At 40.0% G+C, this 22459-nt stretch carries 16 protein-coding genes; 11 read left to right on the top strand and 5 right to left on the bottom strand.

Annotated elements, in window-relative coordinates; genetic code table 11:
- The 5 genes from lacD to lacG form a co-directional block, all read left to right on the top strand.
- Positions 1 to 661 (top strand): tagatose-bisphosphate aldolase (lacD, locus tag D8852_RS04885; RefSeq protein ID WP_125426225.1); only part of this gene is annotated, 661 nt, incomplete at its 5' end.
- Positions 662 to 900: 239 nt separating this feature from the next.
- Entirely contained in the window at positions 901 to 1737 is an 837-nt protein-coding gene (locus D8852_RS04880; RefSeq protein ID WP_125426228.1) for a PRD domain-containing protein, read from the top strand.
- Between the two features lie 35 nt (positions 1738 to 1772).
- Positions 1773 to 2090, top strand: a complete 318-nt coding sequence (locus tag D8852_RS04875; protein ID WP_084854177.1) for a PTS lactose/cellobiose transporter subunit IIA — start codon at positions 1773 to 1775, stop codon at positions 2088 to 2090.
- The gene (locus D8852_RS04870; RefSeq protein WP_125426230.1) at positions 2090 to 3784 is read left to right on the top strand and encodes a lactose-specific PTS transporter subunit EIIC; all 1695 of its coding nucleotides are present in this window, start codon (positions 2090 to 2092) and stop codon (positions 3782 to 3784) included. The genes D8852_RS04875 and D8852_RS04870 overlap by 1 nt, the downstream gene beginning before the upstream one ends.
- An 84-nt stretch (positions 3785 to 3868) precedes the next feature.
- Positions 3869 to 5275, top strand: a complete 1407-nt coding sequence (gene lacG / locus D8852_RS04865) for a 6-phospho-beta-galactosidase (protein ID WP_125426233.1) — start codon at positions 3869 to 3871, stop codon at positions 5273 to 5275.
- Positions 5276 to 5314: 39 nt separating this feature from the next.
- Here lacG and D8852_RS04860 read toward each other — a convergent pair whose 3' ends face one another.
- The 4 genes from D8852_RS04860 to nrdH all read right to left on the bottom strand — a co-directional run bounded on the left by D8852_RS04860 (position 5315) and on the right by nrdH (position 9837).
- The gene (locus D8852_RS04860) at positions 5315 to 6082 is read right to left on the bottom strand and encodes a DeoR/GlpR family DNA-binding transcription regulator (RefSeq protein WP_125426236.1); all 768 of its coding nucleotides are present in this window, start codon (positions 6080 to 6082) and stop codon (positions 5315 to 5317) included.
- A 139-nt stretch (positions 6083 to 6221) separates the two neighbouring features.
- Positions 6222 to 7184, bottom strand: coding sequence for a class 1b ribonucleoside-diphosphate reductase subunit beta (gene nrdF, locus D8852_RS04855; RefSeq protein WP_000451378.1), 963 nt, complete (start codon positions 7182 to 7184; stop codon positions 6222 to 6224).
- Positions 7185 to 7378: 194 nt separating this feature from the next.
- Positions 7379 to 9538, bottom strand: a complete 2160-nt coding sequence (nrdE, locus tag D8852_RS04850) for a class 1b ribonucleoside-diphosphate reductase subunit alpha (protein ID WP_125426239.1) — start codon at positions 9536 to 9538, stop codon at positions 7379 to 7381.
- A gap of 80 nt (positions 9539 to 9618) precedes the next feature.
- Positions 9619 to 9837 (bottom strand): glutaredoxin-like protein NrdH, encoded by a 219-nt coding sequence (nrdH, locus tag D8852_RS04845; protein WP_000259240.1) that lies wholly within the window; start codon positions 9835 to 9837, stop codon positions 9619 to 9621.
- A gap of 653 nt (positions 9838 to 10490) precedes the next feature.
- Here nrdH and D8852_RS04840 point away from each other — a divergent pair.
- The 6 genes from D8852_RS04840 (at position 10491) to D8852_RS04815 (ending at position 21143) form a co-directional block, all read left to right on the top strand.
- On the top strand, positions 10491 to 11711 hold the full coding sequence (locus D8852_RS04840; RefSeq protein ID WP_125425492.1) for an alpha/beta hydrolase family protein: 1221 nt from the start codon (positions 10491 to 10493) through the stop codon (positions 11709 to 11711).
- A gap of 464 nt (positions 11712 to 12175) precedes the next feature.
- Positions 12176 to 12439, top strand: a complete 264-nt coding sequence (locus tag D8852_RS04835) for a phosphocarrier protein HPr (protein ID WP_000146948.1) — start codon at positions 12176 to 12178, stop codon at positions 12437 to 12439.
- Between the two features lie 5 nt (positions 12440 to 12444).
- Positions 12445 to 14178: a phosphoenolpyruvate--protein phosphotransferase gene (ptsP, locus tag D8852_RS04830; protein WP_025168929.1), complete on the top strand. Its 1734-nt coding sequence runs from the start codon at positions 12445 to 12447 to the stop codon at positions 14176 to 14178.
- Between the two features lie 256 nt (positions 14179 to 14434).
- Positions 14435 to 16969: a pneumococcal-type histidine triad protein gene (locus D8852_RS04825; RefSeq protein WP_125425494.1), complete on the top strand. Its 2535-nt coding sequence runs from the start codon at positions 14435 to 14437 to the stop codon at positions 16967 to 16969.
- Positions 16970 to 17164: 195 nt separating this feature from the next.
- Positions 17165 to 18082 (top strand): metal ABC transporter solute-binding protein, Zn/Mn family, encoded by a 918-nt coding sequence (locus D8852_RS04820; protein ID WP_125425496.1) that lies wholly within the window; start codon positions 17165 to 17167, stop codon positions 18080 to 18082.
- A gap of 13 nt (positions 18083 to 18095) precedes the next feature.
- The gene (locus D8852_RS04815; protein WP_125425498.1) at positions 18096 to 21143 is read left to right on the top strand and encodes a pneumococcal-type histidine triad protein; all 3048 of its coding nucleotides are present in this window, start codon (positions 18096 to 18098) and stop codon (positions 21141 to 21143) included.
- 36 nt (positions 21144 to 21179) lie between these two features.
- On the opposite strand, the gene pepT is transcribed toward D8852_RS04815, so the two are convergent.
- Positions 21180 to 22403: a peptidase T gene (pepT, locus tag D8852_RS04810; RefSeq protein WP_125425500.1), complete on the bottom strand. Its 1224-nt coding sequence runs from the start codon at positions 22401 to 22403 to the stop codon at positions 21180 to 21182.
- Positions 22404 to 22459 lie beyond the last annotated feature (56 nt).

Below are 22459 nucleotides of genomic sequence, written 5' to 3'. Positions count from 1 at the left end.
CTTGGATGTTTGGTCTGCAAAACGTATTAAGGAACAAGGTGCGGATGCAGTCAAATTCTTGCTTTACTACGATGTAGACAGTTCTGACGAACTCAACCAACAAAAACAAGCCTACATCGAACGCATTGGCTCTGAGTGTGTGGCGGAAGATATTCCATTCTTCCTTGAAATCCTCGCTTACGATGAAAAAATCACTGACGCTGGCTCTGCAGAATACGCCAAAGTAAAACCACATAAAGTTATCGGTGCCATGAAGGTCTTTTCAGACCCACGCTTCAACATCGATGTCTTGAAAGTGGAAGTTCCAGTCAATGTGAAATACGTTGAAGGCTTTGGCGATGGTGAAATCGTGCATACTCGTGAAGAAGCGGCAGCCTTCTTCAAAGCACAAGACGAAGCAACTAACTTGCCATATATCTACTTGAGTGCGGGAGTGTCAGCTAAACTCTTCCAAGATACACTTGTCTTTGCCCACGAATCAGGCGCAAACTTCAACGGTGTTCTTTGCGGACGTGCAACCTGGGCAGGATCAGTTGAAGCTTACATCAAAGACGGTGAAGCAGCAGCTCGCGAATGGCTACGTACAACAGGTTTTGAGAACATTGACGAACTTAACAAAGTTCTCCAAACCACAGCGACTTCATGGACTGAACGTGTATAAGTTTTCCCCCTCCTAATCTTAGGAACATTGATCTAAATAAAAATTTTTAAAAAAGTTGAATGTAAAGGTTTACAAAAAAACTTACTTGTGCTATACTTAAATCACAAGTTAATACAAGGTGAGTGTTACTAAGTAATATTAGGCATGATCACAGGTGGATTAGAAATCAAAGGATTTTCTAGTTCATTTGTGGTCATTTTTTGTACTCATATACCTTTAAGATATAAAAGGAGGTTGACATGTATCGAATTCTAAACCCAATGAATCACAATGTCTCGCTTGTCAGAAACGACAAAGGAGAAGAAGTGATTGTGATTGGTAAGGGGATTACATTTGGGAAAAAGAAGGGGGATTTGATTGCTGAACATCAGGTTGAGAAAATCTTTCGGATGAAGACAGAAGAGTCCAGAGAAAACTTTATGGCTCTGCTCAAAGATGTTCCGCTTGATTTTATCACAGTGACTTATGAAATCATTGATAAGCTTTCTAAGAAATATCATTATCCGATTCAAGAGTATCTCTATGTGACTTTGACAGATCATATATATTGTTCTTATCAAGCTCTAACGCAAGGAAGGTACAAGGATAGCAATCTGCCGGATATTTCTGCCAAGTATCCTGTCGCTTTTCAAATCGCAAAGGAAGCCTTTGAAATTTATCGTAAGAAATTGACAGATCATTTCCCTGAGGATGAAATTATTCGGATCGCTTATCATTTCATCAATGCCGAAGGTGAGAATGAAGTGGAAGTTGTTGAGTCGATTGATAAGAGGAAAGAAATTCTCAGGAATGTCGAAGAAGTGCTAAAGGGTTATGCGATTCAACGAACCAAAAAGAATAACCATTTCTATGATCGCTTTATGATTCATCTCAACTATTTTTTGGATTATTTAGACCGTTCCAGAGATGATAATCAATCGCTTCTAGATATGGAAGACCATATTAAACAATCCTATCCAAAAGCGTTCGAGATTGGTTCCAAGATCTATGATGTGATTACGCAACATACGGGTCTTGATTTGTATAAAAGTGAGCGAGTTTATCTAGTTCTACATATCCAACGTTTATTGTCATAAAAATTTAATTAAAAATACATAAGGAGAATTCTATCATGAACAGAGAAGAAGTAACATTGTTAGGTTTTGAAATCGTAGCCTATGCTGGCGATGCTCGTTCAAAACTATTGGAAGCCTTGAAGGCTGCTGAAGCTGGCGATTTTGCGAAAGCAGATAGCCTAGTCGAGGAAGCTGGTGGCTGTATCGCCGAGGCTCATCACGCGCAAACAAGTCTATTAACTAAGGAAGCTTCAGGTGAGGACTTAGCTTATAGTGTAACCATGATGCATGGCCAAGACCACTTGATGACAACTATCTTGTTAAAAGATTTGATGCACCATTTAATCGAACTCTATAAGAGAGGAGTTAAGTAATGAACAAACTAATTTCATTTATCGAGAAAGGAAAGCCTTTCTTTGAAAAACTGTCTCGTAATATCTACCTTCGTGCTATTCGTGATGGTTTCATTGCAGGAATGCCCGTTATTCTCTTCTCAAGTATCTTTATCTTGATTGCCTTTGTACCAAACTCATGGGGCTTTAAATGGTCTGATGATGTTGTTAATCTCCTCATGAAACCTTATAGCTATTCAATGGGGATTCTGGCTCTCTTGGTAGCTGGTACAACAGCTAAGTCATTGACCGACTCAGTTAACCGTAGCATGGAAAAAACCAATCAAATCAACTATATGTCAACATTGTTGGCAGCAATTGTTGGTTTGTTGATGTTGGCAGCTGATCCTATCGAAAATGGCCTAGCTACTGGATTCTTGGGGACAAAAGGTTTGCTTTCAGCCTTCCTTGCTGCCTTTGTTACTGTAGCCATCTATAAGGTTTGTGTTAAGAACAACGTCACTATTCGTATGCCTGACGAAGTTCCACCAAATATCTCACAAGTTTTTAAAGATGTGATTCCATTCACTCTATCTGTTGTTTCTCTTTATGTTCTTGATTTACTAGCTCGTCATTTTGTTGGAGCCAGTGTAGCAGAATCAATCGGTAAATTCTTTGCACCATTATTCTCTGCTGCTGATGGTTATCTAGGTATTACGATTATCTTTGGTGCCTTTGCCTTCTTCTGGTTTGTGGGTATCCATGGTCCTTCAATCGTCGAACCTGCAATCGCAGCTATTACCTATGCAAATGCCGAAGTCAACTTGAACCTTCTCCAACAAGGGATGCATGCCGACAAGATCCTTACTTCTGGCACACAAATGTTTATCGTTACCATGGGTGGTACAGGTGCGACACTGGTTGTTCCTTTCATGTTTATGTGGTTATGTAAGTCTAAACGTAACCGTGCCATCGGGCGTGCGTCAGTAGTTCCAACTTTCTTTGGTGTCAACGAACCAATTCTGTTTGGTGCACCACTTGTCTTGAACCCAATCTTCTTCATTCCATTTATCTTTGCACCAATTGCCAATGTATGGATCTTTAAATTCTTCATTGAAACTCTTGGCATGAATTCATTTACAGCCAACCTTCCTTGGACAACACCAGGTCCGCTCGGTATTGTTCTCGGTACAAACTTCCAATTCTTGTCATTTGTACTTGCTGCTTTGTTAATCCTTGTTGACGTAGCCATCTACTATCCATTCCTCAAGGTTTATGATGAACAAATTCTTGAAGAAGAGCGTTCAGGTAAAGCCAATGATGAATTGAAAGAAAAAGTAGCTGCAAACTTCAATACTGCCAAAGCAGATGCGATTCTTGAAAAAGCAGGTGTAGAAGCAGCGCAAAACACAATCACAGAAGAAACAAATGTTCTCGTTCTCTGTGCAGGAGGAGGTACAAGTGGTCTCCTTGCAAATGCTCTAAACAAGGCAGCTGCGGAGTACAATGTTCCTGTTAAAGCAGCAGCTGGTGGCTATGGAGCTCACCGTGAAATGTTGCCAGAGTTTGATCTGGTTATCCTTGCTCCTCAAGTTGCTTCAAACTTTGAAGACATGAAGGCCGAAACCGACAAACTTGGTATCAAACTTGCTAAGACAGAAGGTGGCCAATACATTAAACTGACTCGTGATGGAAAAGGCGCTCTTGCCTTCGTTCAAGCGCAATTCGAAGAATAAAATGTAAATAGCGAAGAAGTGAGATGGAGGAACTCCTCCCAACTATATCCCCATCTCATTTCTATTTCTTGAAAGGTGAATCAAATGACAAAAACACTTCCAAAAGACTTTATTTTTGGCGGAGCAACAGCAGCCTACCAAGCAGAAGGTGCTACACATACTGATGGTAAAGGGCCAGTCGCCTGGGACAAATACCTCAAAGATAACTACTGGTACACTGCTGAACCAGCCAGTGATTTCTATCACAAATACCCAGTTGACCTCAAACTTGCAGAAGAGTATGGTGTCAATGGTATCCGTATTTCAATCGCTTGGTCACGTATCTTTCCAACGGGTTATGGGAAGGTTAATGACAAGGGGGTTGAGTTCTATCATAATCTATTTGCAGAGTGCCACAAACGGCATGTTGAGCCCTTCGTGACCCTCCATCACTTTGATACACCAGAAGCACTTCATTCAAACGGAGATTTCCTGAATAGAGAAAACATTGATCACTTTGTGGATTATGCGGCCTTCTGTTTTGAAGAATTTCCTGAAGTTAACTTTTGGACAACCTTTAATGAAATTGGACCGATAGGGGATGGCCAGTATTTGGTTGGGAAATTCCCTCCAGGTATTCAGTACGACCTTGCCAAAGTCTTCCAATCTCATCACAATATGATGGTGTCGCATGCGCGTGCAGTAAAACTTTTTAAGGATAAGGGTTACAAGGGGGAGATTGGTGTGGTTCATGCCCTGCCTACTAAGTATCCTCTGGATCCTGAAAATCCTGCAGATATCCGTGCAGCTGAGTTAGAAGATATTATCCATAACAAGTTTATCCTAGATGCGACTTATCTAGGACGCTATTCCGACGAAACCATGGAAGGTGTCAACCATATCTTAGCAGTCAATGGTGGAAGTTTAGATCTGCGTGAAGAAGACTTCGCTGTGCTAGAAGCTGCAAAAGACCTGAATGACTTCCTTGGAATTAACTACTACATGAGTGATTGGATGCAAGCCTTTGATGGCGAAACAGAAATCATTCATAACGGTAAGGGTGAAAAAGGAAGCTCTAAGTATCAGATTAAGGGAGTTGGACGTCGAGTAGCTCCAGATTATGTGCCACGTACGGACTGGGATTGGATTATCTATCCTCAAGGTTTGTATGATCAAATCATGCGCGTGAAGAAAGATTACCCAAATTACAAGAAAATCTACATCACAGAGAATGGTCTCGGATACAAAGATGAGTTTGTGGATGGAACAGTCTACGATGATGGACGGATTGATTATGTTAAGAAACATATGGAAGTGATTGCAGATGCAATCTCCGATGGAGCCAATGTAAAAGGCTACTTTATCTGGTCGCTGATGGATGTCTTTTCTTGGTCAAATGGCTATGAAAAGCGTTATGGACTATTCTATGTTGATTTTGAGACCCAGGAGCGCTATCCAAAGAAATCGGCTCACTGGTACAAGAAACTAGCTGAGACACAACTTATTGATTAAAATTCAACAAAAATTCCCCACCAAAAGGCAGGGGAATTTTTATGGTTTTGATAAAAGAATGGTTGTTTGTTTCGACAGATCTTCAAATGTCTCCTGACTCAGTTTGGCATCTGAAACGATGGTATCAATCTCTGAGATATTGTAGAAGGTGTAAAAATCAAACTTATTAAACTTACTGTGATCTGCCAGTAAGTATTTTTTATTGGCATTGTTCAAGGCGATTCGTTGAGATTCACCTTCCTCTTCACTAAAGGTCGCAATCGCATTGTCCTTAATACCATTACAGCTAACGAAGGCTTTAGAAAATTGCAAATTGGCCAAGTTTTGCAAGGTAAGTGTCCCTACAAAAGCACCAGTGATAGAGCGATAATTTCCGCCAATCAAGATCAAATCTGTTAGTTTTCGTTCGTTTAGGATGAGAAAAACAGGAAGACTGTTTGTTACAACACGAATGTTATCGATAGGGAGCTCACGAGCAAAACATTCTAAGGTTGTTCCTGGCCCGATAAAAATGGTTTCACCTTCGTCAATCAAATGCCCTGCAAAACGGCTAATTTCTTGTTTTTCAGCAATCTGCAAGCCTTGTTTTTCGACGTTTGAGCGTTCGTTGTTTAATAGAGAACCTGTACGAAGTTTTTCAGCACCACCATGCACACGGACCAGCAAATCCTTATCTGCTAATTCTTGTAAGTAGCGGCGAGCTGTCATATCTGACACATCAAGACTCTCCATAATCTCTTTTACAGTAATAGTGCCTTTTGTGTTTACTGCTTCTAGAATACTATCTAGTTTTTCTTGCTTTAGCATCCTTATCACCTCGATTTCTACTATTATTATCTTACCATAAAACGCTCAATCTATCAAATAGAAAAAAACAAAATAAAACAAAAACAAAAATACCATGGTTGTTTTAAACAAACCATGATATTTTGAATAATCGGCCAAATTAGTCTAAACCGTAGTTGTAGTCCTCGTCTTGCATGGCTTCAACTTCACCAAGGAGGTAACCATTTCCGACTTGAGAGAAGAAGTCGTGGTTAGAAGTTCCTGTTGAAATACCGTTCATAACGATAGGATTGACATCATCAGCTGAATCTGGGAAGAGTGGATCTTGTCCTAGGTTCATAAGGGCCTTATTGGCATTGTAGCGAAGGAAGGTTTTAACTTCTTCGGTCCAACCAACACCGTCATAGAGACTTTCTGTATAACCTTCTTCGTTCTCGTAGAGAGTGTAGAGCAGGTCGTACATCCATTCTTTAAGTTTTTCTTGCTCTTCTTCAGGCAATTCGTTAAAACCAAGTTGGAATTTGTAACCAATGTAAGTTCCATGAACAGACTCATCACGGATGATCAGTTTGATGATTTCCGCAACGTTGGCCAGTTTGTTGTTACCGAGATAGTAGAGTGGTGTAAAGAAACCAGAGTAGAAGAGGAAGGTTTCAAGGAAAACGCTGGCAACTTTCTTTTCTAGCGGGCTACCATTGAGGTAGATTTCGTTGATAATTTCAGCTTTTCTTTGAAGGTAGGGGTTAGTGTTGGTCCATTCAAAGATTTCTTCAATTTCAGCCTTGGTATTCAAGGTTGAAAAGATAGAAGAGTAAGATTTTGCGTGGACAGATTCCATAAACTGGATGTTGTTGAAAACAGCTTCCTCATGCGGTGTACGGATGTCTGAGCGAAGCGCTTGGACCCCTGTTTCAGATTGCATGGTATCGAGAAGGGTCAAACCGCCAAAGACTTTTCCAACCAAGTCTTTTTCCTTGTTTGATAGTTTTCTCCAGTCGTCTAGGTCATTTGACAAGGGGATACGCGTATCGAGCCAGAATTGCTCTGTCAGCTTTTCCCAAGTTGATTTGTCGATGACATCTTCGATGGCATTCCAGTTAATGGCTTTGTAGTAAGTTTCCATTTGAAATCTCTTTCTGTATGTAATAATGCGATTGTCGAATCCTCTCTATTTTATCATAGTCTGAGAAGAGTATCGCACAAAAAGTCGGAAGCCCGACTTTTTAGTTTTTCATAGTATTTAAGATACTTATCAAGTTTTGTATGATGGGTAACTTAATCAGTAGTCTGAGAAAACGTGGTTGCCTCAGATAAAAATTAAATCACACAACTTTCACATTGGTTAGCACCGACTTCTCCACCGTCGTCTGTAAAGGTACGAACGTAGTAAATTGACTTGATACCCTTGTTAAAGGCATAGTTACGAAGGATTGACAAGTCACGTGTCGTTTGTTTGTTTTCTTTCTTCCATTCGTAAAGACCTTTTGGAATGTCGCTACGCATGAAGAGAGTGAGTGAAAGCCCTTGGTCCACGTGCTCTGTTGCAGCAGCGTAAACATCAATTACCTTACGCATATCCATATCGTAAGCAGAAGTGTAGTAAGGGATAGTATCTGTTGACAAGCCTGCAGCTGGGTAGTAGATTTTACCGATTTTCTTCTCTTGGCGTTCTTCAATACGTTGCGTAATCGGGTGGATAGAAGCAGAAACGTCATTGATGTAGCTGATAGAACCATTTGGAGCTACAGCAAGGCGGTTTTGGTGGTAAAGTCCATCTGCTTGAACCTTTTCGCGAAGTTCAGCCCAGTCAGCGGCGCTCGGGATAAAGACGTCTTTGAAGAGTTCTTTGACACGGTCTGATTTTGGAACAAATTCACCTGTCACATACTTGTCGAAGTAGCTACCGTTAGCATAGTCTGATTTTTCAAAGTTGTGGAAGGTGATACCACGTTCACGCGCGATGTTATTAGATTCTACCAAGGTCCAGTAGTTCATAAGCATAAAGTAGATGCTAGTGAATTCAACAGACTCAGGTGATCCATATTCGATGAGTTGTTGCGCTAGATAGCTATGAAGTCCCATGGCACCAAGACCAAAGGTGTGGGCCAAGCTATTTCCGTGGTCGATAGTAGGGACAGCTACGATGTGTGAACTATCTGTAACGAAAGTCAAAGCACGAACCATCGCACGGATAGAACGACCAAAGTCAGGTGAAGTCATCATGTTGACCACGTTGGTTGATCCAAGGTTACATGAAACGTCTGTTCCCATTTGAAGGAATTCTTGAGCATCGTTGATCAAGCTTGGTTCTTGAACTTGAAGAATCTCAGAACACAAGTTACTCATGATGATTTTTCCATCAACAGGATTTGCACGGTTGGCTGTATCAATGTTGACTACATAAGGGTAACCAGACTCTTGTTGCAATTTAGAAATTTCAGTTTCCAAATCACGAGCTTTGATTTTTGTCTTGCGGATATTTGGATTTGCGACCAATTCATCGTATTTTTCAGTGATGTCGATATAGTTGAATGGCACACCGTATTCAAGTTCTACAGAGTATGGGCTAAAGAGATACATTTCTTCATTTTTTCGAGCCAATTCGTAGAATTTATCGGGTACTACAACACCAAGTGAAAGAGTCTTTACACGAACTTTTTCATCGGCATTTTCTTTCTTAGTTGAAAGGAAGGCGATGATATCTGGATGGAAGACGTTGAGGTAGACAACCCCAGCACCTTGACGTTGACCAAGTTGGTTTGAGTAAGAGAAACTGTCTTCGAAGAGTTTCATAACTGGAACAACACCAGAAGCTGCTCCTTCATAACCTTTGATAGGAGCTCCGGCTTCACGAAGGTTGCTGAGGGAAATTCCCACACCACCACCGATACGCGAAAGTTGAAGAGCAGAGTTGATAGAACGTCCGATAGAGTTCATGTCATCAGTTACTTGAATCAAGAAACAAGATACCAACTCTCCACGACGAGCACGACCAGCATTCAAAAAGGAAGGAGTAGCTGGTTGGTAGCGCTGGTGGATGATTTCATTGGCAATATCAATCGCAATCGCTTCATCACCATCTGCAAAATATAGTGCGTTAAAGAAGACACGGTCTTCCATGCTTTCAAGATAGTATTCCCCGTCGTTAGTCTTCAAGGCATATTGATTGTAAAACTTATAGGCAGCCATGAATGATTTGAATTGGAAGTTTTGATTCTTGATAAATTGATGCAATTCTTCCAAGAATTCTGGACGGTATTTCTTGATAAATGCAGTTTCGATGTAGTTGTGTTCAATAAGGTAGTTGATTTTATCAGTGATTGAATCAAAAACCATGGTATTTGGAACTACATTTTCTTTAAAGAAAGCATCCAAGGCTTCCTTATCTTTATGAAGCATGATTTGTCCATTGACAGGACGGTTGATTTCGTTATTGAGACGGAAGTAAGTTACGTCCTCAAGATGTTTTAATCCCATAAAATTTCCTTTATCTAATTACAAAAGAAAGGCCTCTAAGTTAGCCCTAGAAGCAGTTTCTTCTGGATGATGTACTAAGATTATGCTAATTGTTTCAGTTTTCCTGGTTGGAAACCTGAAAAGACTTCAGTTGGTGTTTGGATAACAGGAGCAGCGCTGAAACCGAGCTCTTTAACTTGATCGATGTACTCTGGTTGCTCGTCGAGATTGATCTCACGATAAGCGACATTGTTGCTGTCCAAGAAACGTTTGGTCATTTTACATTGTACACAATTATTTTTAGAATAAACCGTTACCATTTTCGTAACTCCTCTTTCAAAATAGATTACTTTCTTAGTATATCAGAAAAAAAAACTTTGTCAAACTTTTTAAACTAAATCTTGTGCTAAAAAGTTACAGTTTTAAAAACAAAGCACAAGATATAGTGTTTTTTAAAACATAAATTTTGACTTCCGTTGAACTGTCAAACTTTCTCAAAATAAAAAAACTACATACTGTATATTGGCAATATAAATAGAAGGTTTTCAGCAAGTTATCAGAAAGGAAAACGAAGAAAATAGCAAAAATCGTAAGAACAGAAATAAGTCTAGCTGAGACAATGCTTTAACAAAACAGAAACTGTGATATTTACGAAAAAAAGAAATTTTCCACACAAGATGTCCCAATATTTTGTATTAGAATATCTAAAATATAACAAAAGTGGAAATGACAGATTATGCTGTATTCATAAAAATGGATCATTGGTTAATTTCATATAGGATACTTATGAGTTTCGTATCCTTTTATAAGGAGTATATAAATACAATGTTTGAAAACGTTCATTTCATGTGATATACTACCTGTGATTGTAAGATTAAAAAATGGATATCTAGATGCTTTTATTTGATAGAGAATGTTATCAGATTATAATTAGATTAAATAAATAAAAGAACACAGAATCAGGAGGTACGTGGTGAAAGAAAATGATGTTATTTTAAAACGGCAATCGACTCAAATATTTTTTAAGAATGGTGATACGGATTTTTTCTTTAATTGGTTGCTAGGAATCGGTGAAGTTTTTGGCTTCTCTCATGGAGAGCTGTATTATCTTGCTCAAAAGTTAGGTAATTCACCAAAACCTGATGACTGGAAAAATGAGTTTTTATCACATGTGAACTATCTTGAACAAAAGGTTAGTAATTTAGGTTTGAGTGAACAAACAAAGGCGCAGTATTATCTCGCACAGACCTACTCACTTCGATCGGCAATCCAGTTTACTGATCCATTTTCTGCCGAATACTTACCTATCGTTTGTCAAATGGAGAAGGCGTTCTCTAGTGCAATTCATTCACTAGGTACACCGATTGAAAAACTAACTATTGCTTATCAGGATTCCTACTTGCCTGGTTATTATCTTCATAGCGGTGATAATTGCCCAACGCTGATTATGATCGGTGGAGGTGATACTTATCGCGAAGATTTATTTTATTTTGCAGGATATCCTGGATGGATACGAAATTATAATGTTTTAATGGTTGACCTTCCTGGTCAAGGGAGCAATCCTAGTAGAGGGCTAATCTTTGGTGTGGATGCCTCTATTCCAATTTCATTATGCATAGACTGGTTGGAAAATAGAAATCCTAAACTAAATTATTTAGCCATTTATGGTGTCAGCGGAGGGGGATATTTTACCGCACAAGCTGTCGAAAAGGATCCAAGAATTCATGCTTGGATTGCTAGTACCCCTATTTACGACGTTGCAGAGCTCTTCAGAAAAGAATTCGGATCAAGTTTGAAAGCACCTAGTTGGTTAATAAATGCCATTTTAAAATTAGCTGGAAATTTGAATGAATCAGCAAATTTGAATCTTAAAAAGTATGCATGGCAGTTTGGTACCTCTGATTTTAAGAGTGCTATTGATGATGTATTTAACTATGCAAAGATTGTAGATTATAAAAAAATTCAATGCCCATGCCTGTTTATCATGGGAAAGGGTGAGGGTGCTGAACTGCAGCATCAAACTAAGGTAATTTATGAATCACTTAAATCTAAAAATCAACAAACTAAACTTCAAGTATTTGAGGCGGAAAGTGGTGCGGACGCTCATTGCCAAGTCAATAATTTAAGACTCGCCCATAATGTCGTTTTTGATTGGTTGGATACTTTATTTGAATGGAATCAATCAAAGTTTTAGTTCTACTTATACTACTTAGATATATCTACATTTTTACTGTTAGGTGCTACAAGCCTATTTTACTTTAAGTAGCAAATTGAATAAATTCTCTACTGTTGATGGTAAGAGTAGGTTTTAGAATTTCAGTATTTGATGAAGCCTTTTCAAATAATAGGTTGGCTGAGTTATATTAATTATAACTAAATAGTATTATTTTTTCATTATTTACTAGGATTGTCTTCTGATTGATATTAAGAGAAAATAGCTTTGAAAATTGAATTTTGATGATAACATTTTTGAACAATTAGTGTTTAGATATGCTATTTAATTGCTAGAGTGCTCATTACAATAGAAAAAGAAGTAATTTCATTTTCAGTAAAAGTCCATAAAATACTTGAAAAATTATCTTGAAGATGATATAATACAATCTTGTAAGGGTTATCACATATAACTCAAAAAGAAAACACTTAAAGGAGAGTCAAACTATGGCTTCTAAAGATTTCCACGTAGTGGCAGAAACAGGTATTCACGCACGTCCAGCAACATTGTTGGTTCAAACAGCTAGCAAATTTGCTTCAGATATCACTCTTGAGTACAAAGGTAAATCAGTAAACCTTAAATCTATCATGGGTGTTATGAGTCTTGGTGTTGGCCAAGGTGCTGACGTTACAATTTCAGCTGAAGGTGCAGATGCTGACGACGCAATCGCTGCTATCACTGAAACTATGGAAAAAGAAGGATTGGCATAAGGAAAATGACAGAAATGCTTAAAGGAATCGCAGCATCTGATGGTGTTGCAGTTGCAAAAGCATATCTACTCGTTCAACCGGATTTGTCATTTGAGACTGTTACAGTCGAAGATACAAACGCAGAAGAAGCTCGCCTTGATGTCGCTCTAAAAGCATCACAAGACGAGCTTTCTGTTATCCGTGAGAAAGCAGTAGGTACGCTCGGTGAAGAAGCAGCTCAAGTTTTTGACGCTCACTTAATGGTTCTTGCTGACCCAGAAATGATTAGCCAAATCAAGGAAACAATCCGTGCGAAGAAAGTGAATGCAGAAGCAGGTCTGAAAGAAGTAACAGACATGTTTATCACTATCTTTGAGGGCATGGAAGACAACCCATACATGCAAGAACGTGCAGCGGATATCCGCGACGTGACAAAACGTGTATTGGCAAACCTCCTTGGTAAAAAATTGCCAAACCCAGCTTCTATCAATGAAGAAGTGATCGTGATTGCGCACGACTTGACTCCTTCTGATACAGCTCAATTGGACAAAAACTTTGTTAAAGCTTTTGTAACCAACATCGGTGGACGTACAAGCCACTCAGCTATCATGGCACGTACACTTGAAATTGCTGCTGTATTGGGTACAAACAACATCACTGAAATCGTTAAAGATGGTGACATTCTTGCCGTTAACGGTATCACTGGTGAGGTTATTATCAACCCAACTGATGAGCAAGCAGCAGAATTCAAGGCTGCTGGTGAAGCTTATGCGAAGCAAAAAGCTGAATGGGCACTCTTGAAAGATGCACAAACAGTGACTGCTGATGGTAAACACTTTGAATTGGCTGCCAACATCGGTACTCCAAAAGACGTTGAAGGTGTCAATGACAATGGCGCTGAAGCTGTTGGCCTTTACCGTACAGAGTTCTTGTACATGGATTCTCAAGACTTCCCAACAGAAGATGAGCAGTACGAAGCTTACAAGGCTGTACTTGAAGGAATGAACGGTAAACCTGTTGTCGTTCGTACAATGGATATCGGTGGAGACAAGGAACTTCCTTACTTCGATATGCCTCACGAAATGAACCCATTCCTTGGATTCCGTGCCCTTCGTATCTCTATTTCTGAAACTGGAGATGCTATGTTCCGCACACAAATCCGTGCCCTTCTTCGTGCATCTGTTCATGGTCAATTGCGTATCATGTTCCCAATGGTTGCGCTCTTGAAAGAATTCCGTGCAGCGAAAGCAGTCTTTGACGAAGAAAAAGCAAATCTTCTTGCTGAAGGTGTTGCAGTTGCGGATAATATCCAAGTTGGTATCATGATCGAAATCCCAGCAGCAGCAATGCTTGCAGACCAATTTGCAAAAGAAGTTGACTTCTTCTCAATTGGTACAAACGACTTGATCCAATACACAATGGCGGCAGACCGTATGAACGAGCAAGTTTCATACCTTTACCAACCATACAACCCATCAATCCTACGTTTAATTAACAACGTTATCAAGGCAGCTCACGCTGAAGGTAAATGGGCAGGTATGTGTGGTGAGATGGCTGGTGACCAACAAGCTGTTCCACTTCTTGTCGGAATGGGCTTGGATGAGTTCTCTATGTCAGCAACATCTGTACTTCGTACACGTAGCTTGATGAAGAAACTCGACACAGCTAAGATGGAAGAGTACGCAAACCGTGCCCTTACAGAATGCTCAACAATGGAAGAAGTTCTTGAACTTCAAAAAGAATACGTTAATTTTGATTAATCAAAAAGTCCTTGCAACTCGGTTGCAGGGATTTTTTGATTTAAAAATTTAGTGATTGATTTTCAATATAGGATTCTCAAATCAGACTGTTCAGATAGAAAGTAGTGTAGAAAACAAAAAACGTTAACTGGTTCATAAAATCCTTGACAAGTTAAAAATTTAGGAGTAAACTATTAACCAGTTAACTATTAGAGAGGAGTTTCTGCAATTTAGAAATGAATTGCAACTAGAAATATCAAAAAGAAAGAGAGTTTCGATGAAAATTAATAAAAAATACCTTGCTGGTTCTGCGGCAGCTTTGATTTTAAGTGTTTGTTCTTACGAGTTGGGACTTTATCAAGCCAGAACGGTTAAGGAAAATAATCGTGTTTCCTATATAGATGGAAAACAAGCAACGCAAAAAACGGAGAATCTGACTCCTGATGAGGTTAGCAAACGTGAAGGAATTAATGCCGAACAAATCGTCATCAAGATAACAGACCAGGGTTATGTCACTTCACACGGAGATCACTATCATTATTACAATGGGAAGGTTCCTTATGATGCTATCATCAGTGAAGAGTTGCTGATGAAGGATCCAAACTACCAGCTCAAGGACGAGGATATTATCAGTGAAATCAAGGGTGGTTATGTCATCAAGGTGGATGGAAAATACTATGTTTACTTTAAGGATGCAACCCGTGCGGATAATGTCCGTACAAAAGAAGAAATCAATCGGCAAAAACAAGAGCATAGTCAGCATCGTGAAGGAGGAACTTCAGCAAACGATGGTGCGGTAGCCTTGGCACGTTCACAGGGGCGCTACACCACAGATGATGGCTATATCTTTAATGCATCCGATATCATTGAAGATACTGGTGATGCTTATATCGTTCCTCATGACAACCATTACCATTACATTCCTAAGAGTGAGTTATCAGCCAGCGAATTGGCTGCCGCAGAAGCCTTTCTATCTGGTAGAAGTGGCCAATCAAATACGCCTACTTATCGCCGTACCATTAACAACAGTGCTAGCAGTGATGTAGATAGATGGACCCCATCCTATAATAACCAAGGCAACAGCTATACAAATACGAACACAAACAACAACAGCAACACTAACAGTCAAGCAAGTCAAAGTGATGACATTGATAGTCTTTTGAGACAGCTCTACAAACTGCCTTTGAGCCAACGACATGTGGAATCTGATGGCCTTGTTTTCGACCCAGCACAAATCACAAGTCGCACAGCCAGAGGGGTTGCAGTGCCTCATGGGAACCATTACCATTTCATCCCTTATTCACAGATGTCTGAATTGGAAGAACGAATCGCTCGCATCATCCCACCTCGCTATCGTTCGAATCATTGGGTGCCGGATTCAAGACCAGAACAACCAAGTCCACAACAGACTCCGGAACCTAGTCCAAGCCCGCAACCTGCACCAAATCCTCAACCATCTCCAAGTAATCCCATTGACGAAAAATTGGTCAAACAAGCAGTTCGAAAAGTAGCTGATGGCTATGTATTTGAGGAGAATGGAACCTCACGTTATATTCCTGCCAAGGAACTTTCAGCAGAAACAGCAATAGCCATTGATAGTAAACTAGCCAAGCAAGAAAGTTTAGCCCATAAGCTCGGAGCTAAGAAAACCAACCTCCCATCTGGAGATCAAGAATTTTACAATAAGGCTTATGACTTGCTAGCAAGAATTCATCAGGACTTACTTGATAATAAAGGTCGTAAAGTTGATTTTGACGCTTTGGATAAACTGTTGGAACGTTTAAATGATGAAAGCAGTGATAAAGTTAAGTTGGTCGAAGATATACTTGCATTTCTAGCACCGATTCGTCATCCAGAACGTCTAGGAAAACCAAATGCGCAAATAGCTTACACAGATGATGAGATTCAAGTAGCCAAGTTGGCAGGCAAGTATACAACAGAAGATGGCTATATCTTTGATTCTCGTGATATCACCAGTGATGAGGGGGATGCCTATGTAACTCCACATATGACCCATAGTCATTGGATTAAGAAAGATAGTTTGTCTGAAGCTGAAAGAGCAGCGGCCCATGCTTATGCTAAAGAGAAAGGTTTGACTCCTCCTTCAACAGACCATCAGAATCCAGGAAATACGGAAGCTAAAGGAGCAGAAGCTATCTACAACCGCGTGAAAGCAGCTAAGAAGGTGCCCCTTAATCGTATGCCTTACAATCTTCAATATACTGTGGAAGTCAAAAACGGAAGCTTGATTATTCCTCATTATGACCATTACCATAACATCAAATTTGAGTGGTTTGACGAAGGACTTTATGAGGCACCTAAGGGGTATACTCTTGAGGATCTCTTTGCGACTGTCAAGTACTATGTTGAACATCCAAATGAACGTCCGCACTCAGATAGTGGTTGGGGAAATGCAAGTGACCATGTTCAAAGAAACCAAAATGGTCAAGCTGATACCAATCAAACGGAAAAACCAACAGAGGAGGAACCTCGGACAGAAAAACCTGAGGAAGAAAAACCACGCGAAGAGAAACCGCAAAGTGAGAAGCCGGAATCTCCAAAACCAACTGAGGAACCGGAAGAAGAATCACCAGAGGAGCCAGAAGAACCTCAGGTCGAGACTGAAAAGGTTGAAGCGAAGTTAAGAGAGGCTGAAGCGCTACTTGAAAAGATTCAAGACCCCATCATCAAGTCCAATGCCAAAGAAACTCTCACAGGATTAAAAAATAACCTGCTATTTGGTACCAAGGACAACAATACAATTATGGCTGAAGCTGAAAAGTTGTTGGCCTTGTTAAAGGAGAGCAACTAAACCTAACACAATTTTCTAGCTCCTAAAAACAGGATGAGAGAACTAGAAAAGTTAAAATCGAAAATGAGAACAGAATGCGAGTTCTAGTTCTCATTTTTTTCATGAAAATGTGCAAAATATCTTGACATATAGTATAAATAAAGATAAACTATTTACTAGTTAATTAAATGGTTAAATACTAGTTAAGGAGTAATGATGAAAAAAAGAACATTTCTATTATTGATAGCCAGTCTGCTGCTTCTTGTCTTAGGAGCATGTAGTCAAAAAGAAAAACAAGAAGCAAAAGGGATGAAGATTGTAACAAGTTTTTACCCTATCTACGCCATGGTCAAAGAGGTATCGGGGGACTTGAATGATGTACGGATGATTCAGTCAAGTAGTGGGATTCACTCCTTTGAACCGTCAGCTAATGACATTGCTGCTATTTATGACGCGGATGTCTTTGTCTACCACTCGCATACACTGGAGTCTTGGGCTGGAAGTCTAGATCCTAACTTGAAAAACTCAAAAGTTAAGGTTTTAGAAGCTTCTGAAGGAATGACCTTGGAGCGTGTACCAGGTTTAGAAGATGTAGAAGCTGGTGACGGTATTGATGAAAAAACACTCTACGATCCTCACACTTGGTTAGATCCAGAAAAAGCAGGTGAAGAAGCTCAGATTATCGCTGACAAACTTTCGGAGATTGATAGTGCTAATAAGGAAACGTATCAAAAGAATGCTAAAAACTTTATAGCAAAGGCCCAAGAATTGACTAAGAAATACCAGCCTATTTTTGAAAAAGCGAGCCAAAAGACTTTTGTTACACAACATACAGCTTTTTCTTATCTCGCTAAACGGTTTGGATTGAAACAACTTGGTATAGCAGGGATTTCCCCTGAACAAGAACCAAGTCCGAGACAACTAACAGAAATTCAGGAATTCGTTAAAACCTATAAGGTTAAAACCATCTTTACTGAGATCAATGCTTCTTCTAAAGTCGCTGAGACCTTGGTCAAATCAACGGGAGTTAGTCTAAAGACACTCAATCCTTTAGAAGCAGATCCTGAAAATGATAAAACTTACTTAGAAAACCTTGAAGAAAATATGAATGTTCTTGCAGAAGAATTAAAATGAGGAGATGATAAAAATGAAGAAGAAATACCTTGCAGCAGGATCGGCTCTTGTCCTTTCCCTAAGCATTTGCATCTATGCATTGAACCAACATCAGGTAGAAGGAAACAAAGATAATAACCGTGTGTCTTATGTCGATGGGAAGCAAGATTCTCAAAAAACAGAGACCCAGACACCAGACCAAGTTAGCAAAAAAGAAGACATTCAGGCAGAACAAATTGTTGTGAAAATTACCGATCAAGGTTATGTGACTTCACATGGTGACCATTTCCATTATTACAATGGTAAAGTTCCTTTTGACGCGATTTTCAGCGAAGAATTGTTGATGAAAGATGCCAATTATCAACTGAAAGATGCTGATATTGTCAATGAAATCAAAGGTGGCTACATTATTAAGGTGGATGGCAAGTATTATGTCTACCTTAAAGATGCGGCACATGCTGATAACGTTCGTACGAAGGACGAAATTGAGCGCCAAAAACAAGGTCATACTCATGATGCACCAACTTCTAACAGTGCAGTGGCACTTGCTCAATCTCAAGGTCGTTATACTACAGATGATGGCTACATCTTTAATCCGTCTGATATTATAGAGGATACTGGTGATGCTTATATTGTCCCTCATGGTGGACATTACCACTATATTCCAAAGAGCTCCTTGTCTGCTAGCGAATTGGCAGCTGCCCAAGCCTACCTCTCTGGAACTAGAAAACAAGCAAGTGTGACTGACTATCGTCCGAGTCCAAACACAACTAGTCAAACGACCAACCTGAGTCAAGAAGCTGAAAGGCCAAGCAATCCAGAAGAGAGCTTACAAACTCTATTGCAGCAACTCTATGCTCTTCCAAGTAGTCAACGTTATGCTGAATCAGATGGCTTGATTTTTGATCCTGCTAAGATTTCAAGTAGAACGCCGAGTGGCGTGGCGATTCCTCACGGAAATCACTATCATTTCATCCCATATACAAAACTTTCTGCCTTGGAAGAAAAGATTGCGCGTATGATTCCTTTATCTAGCGACAGTGGGAAGCCAACACCTTTGGAAAATCCAAGCAAACCAGCAGAACATCCAGCTCAACCAGATCATCCTCATGACCAAGATGGTAACCATGGAAGTCAGGATATCAACCATGAAGATCATGACCATGATGGAGAGGATCATGACCATCACCACGGTGAAGAACATGATCATGGTTTTGCAGCTGACCGTGTTATTAGTGAAGATGAGCAAGGGTTTGTAGTTTCTCATGGAGATCACGCTCATTATTTCTTTAAGAAGGACTTGACTGCAGCCCAAATCAAAGCTGCCCAAGATCACTTGAAAGAAAATCATCAGTCGCAGCACGTTCAACCACTTGCAAAGACTGTGGAAAGTTTCTCAAGAGATGCTAGCGATGAAGAAAAAATCAAGTATATCTCACAGACCTACGGAGTACCGCTCGAAGCGATTCGTATTTCAAATGGATTCTTTGTCTTTGGAAATCCGGATCAAGCCTATGATCCAACCCATATCCATCCCTATGCTGTTCGAAAAGAACATGTTCGTATTCCTCTCCAAACTGGAAATCCAGAACTGGATTTCCTAAATGAACTGTATACGACTGCCCTACGTGATGGGGTGTCTCCTTATAGTTTACAGGTAGAAAGTGGTAGTTTTGTGATTCCTCACGGAGACCACAATCACTACATCAAGGTTCAAACTAAGGGCTATGAAGTTGCTTTGAAGAACAAGATTCCAGCCCTACAATCAGCCTATCAACCTGGGGTTTTTGACGAACAAACTGTTCTTTCTAAAGTTGATCAACTTTTAGCAGATAGCAGAAATCTCTACAAAGACCAGCCAATCGTGCAGAGACGGGTTGAACTTGCTTTGGGGCAGTTCACCGAAAATATGAAAAAACTGGCAACAAACTCAACTGCTGGTTACCTAGCAGCCTTGGATCTCTTTGATAAGCAATATATCCATGTGGATCAAAGTGTGTCTCCAGTTGAAACATCACCTTTGGACAAGAAATACCAAGCCCTTGTAGATAAGATTAATACACTGGATACAGATACTTATGGTTTGCCTAAGAAGAATCTCTTGCTTCATTTACAAGATGCAAAGCTAGCACAAGATGAGACAGAGTTGGATGCCATTGAAGCGAAACTGCAAGCCTTGAAAGATTTCCGCGATCGTACAGGAGTCACAACAGTAGAGTACATCAAGTACTTCTACGAACATGTATCTGATGGTCGTCTTAGAGAAGAACTTCGTAACCGTGTTGCCAAGCTGACTTGGGAACTTTACCAATCGCAATCTTTTCTCAAAGCAACCGACTTGAACAAGTTATTCCCAACTATTTACCAAACTAAGCTAGAAGTAGAAGAGGCTCTCAAAGAAGAACCCGTTTCTACAAAAGCTGGTAAGACTATTCTAGATACGGAAAAAGTAGATAGTCAAACTGCTAAGACAGCCATCTATGAATTCCTAAAAGAACTCTACGGTGATTTTATGCCAGAAGAGCGGGTTAGCCATGTTAAGAAGGAAGAAGTGGATGCTCTCCTAACTAAAGCTGCCCAACTCCTAGCACGTGTCAAGGAAGATGGTGTCAAACAATCCCTAGCTGAAGAAGCAGCTAATATCAAAGCGGCTACTGAAAAGGAAAATGCAGACCTTGACGAAGCTAAAACACAACTTGAGGATCTTTTAAATCGTATTGCAGCGACTATCCAACGAGAGGAAAAAGAAGCAGAACAAGATCCACAAACGGTGATTATCTACCAAAAACTCTATAATGTCTTGCTCTCTCTTCACAAGTACTTAGAGGATAACAAAGGATCCGATGCTGACTTTGAACGAGTTGATGCCCTATTTGATCAACTTGCAGCCAAAAGCAGTGATAAAGAAGGTCTCCTCACTCTAGCTAAAGAAATCATTAACTTGAACCAAGAACTCCGTTCGAAAGTAAGTGAAACTGATAGTCAATCTAAGCCTGAGAAAGACAGTAAAACAGCTGCTTCTCAAGCGCCAGAAAAGCAAGTGCAAAGTGAGACTGAGCCAAGTGTTCAACCAAAGGAATAAAAAGAAAAGCGAAGTAGCTGAGCTACCTCGTCTTTTTTAGTCTTTATAAGATACAATGCCAATGATGGTATCCACTGCACGCTCCATAGTCTGAAGGCTGACGTATTCAAAACGTCCATGCATGTTTTCACCACCTGCAAAGATATTAGGAGTTGGAATTCCCATAAAGGAAATCTTAGAACCGTCTGTCCCACCACGAATTGGTTCAATAATTGGCGTGATTCCAAGATCTTCCATAACAGCTTTAGCAATGGTAACGGGCGTCATATCTTTCTCAATGACTTCTTTCATATTGTAGTACTGGTCTGTCAGAGTCAAGGTTACTCGATTATTTCCAAGCTCTTGATTCATTTTGTCAGCAATCTCCTGCATGGCTTCCTTACGAGATTCAAAGGCATCCTTTTCAAAGTCACGAATGATGTAGCTTGCACGCGCCTCCTCGACACTACCTGACACATCCATAAGATGATAGAAACCTTGGTAACCATCTGTCAGTTCAGGTCGGTCATTCTCAGGAAGTTGATTATGAAAATCAATTGCTAACTGAAGAGCATTGACCATCTGACCTTTAGCGGTACCAGGATGGACATTGCGGCCTTGGAAATGGAGTTCAGCAGCAGCTGCTGAGAAAGTTTCGTACTGAAGTTCACCTAGTGGTCCACCATCAACAGTATAGGCAAAATCAACATCAAAGTCATCTGCATCAAACTTATTGGCACCGACACCGATTTCTTCATCTGGTCCAAAACCAACACGGATTTCACAATGCTTGATTTCAGGGTGAGCAGTCAGATATTCAATAGCAGTCATAATCTCAGCAATACCTGATTTGTCATCAGCGCCCAGCAAGGTTGTGCCGTCAGTTGTGATAAGGGTTTGGCCTAGATATTTCTCAAGGCTCTTGAAATCAGCAGGATCGAGTTTAAATCCAGAATCACCCAAGTCGATAGCTCCACCATCATAGTTTTCGATAACTTGCGGCTTCACACCTTCAGCATTAAAGTCAGCTGTATCTATGTGGGAGATGAACCCAATTTTGCGTGTCAAGCTGGGATCATTTGCTGGTAAGGTACCAATGGCAAAACCATTTGGGAGGTAGTAAACATTTTGCAGACCAACACGTTTCATTTCAGGAATAAGAATATTGGTCGCAAAATCTACCTGGCTTTGCGTACTTGGAGTAGTAGTAGAGTGTTCATCAGAACGCGTATTGACCTTAACGTAGGTCAAGAAACGATCTAAAAGGTTGGGATAAGTCATAAAAACTCCTTTAATATCATTTTTTTCATTGTATCATAGAATGGAGAGAAAGACAA

Origin of the sequence: Streptococcus mitis, from assembly GCF_003942695.1 — a bacterium.
Classification (GTDB): Bacteria; Bacillota; Bacilli; order Lactobacillales; family Streptococcaceae; genus Streptococcus; species Streptococcus mitis_BD.
The sequence above is the reverse complement of the archived record's forward strand: the minus strand, read 5'-3'. Positions and strand labels throughout refer to the sequence as shown.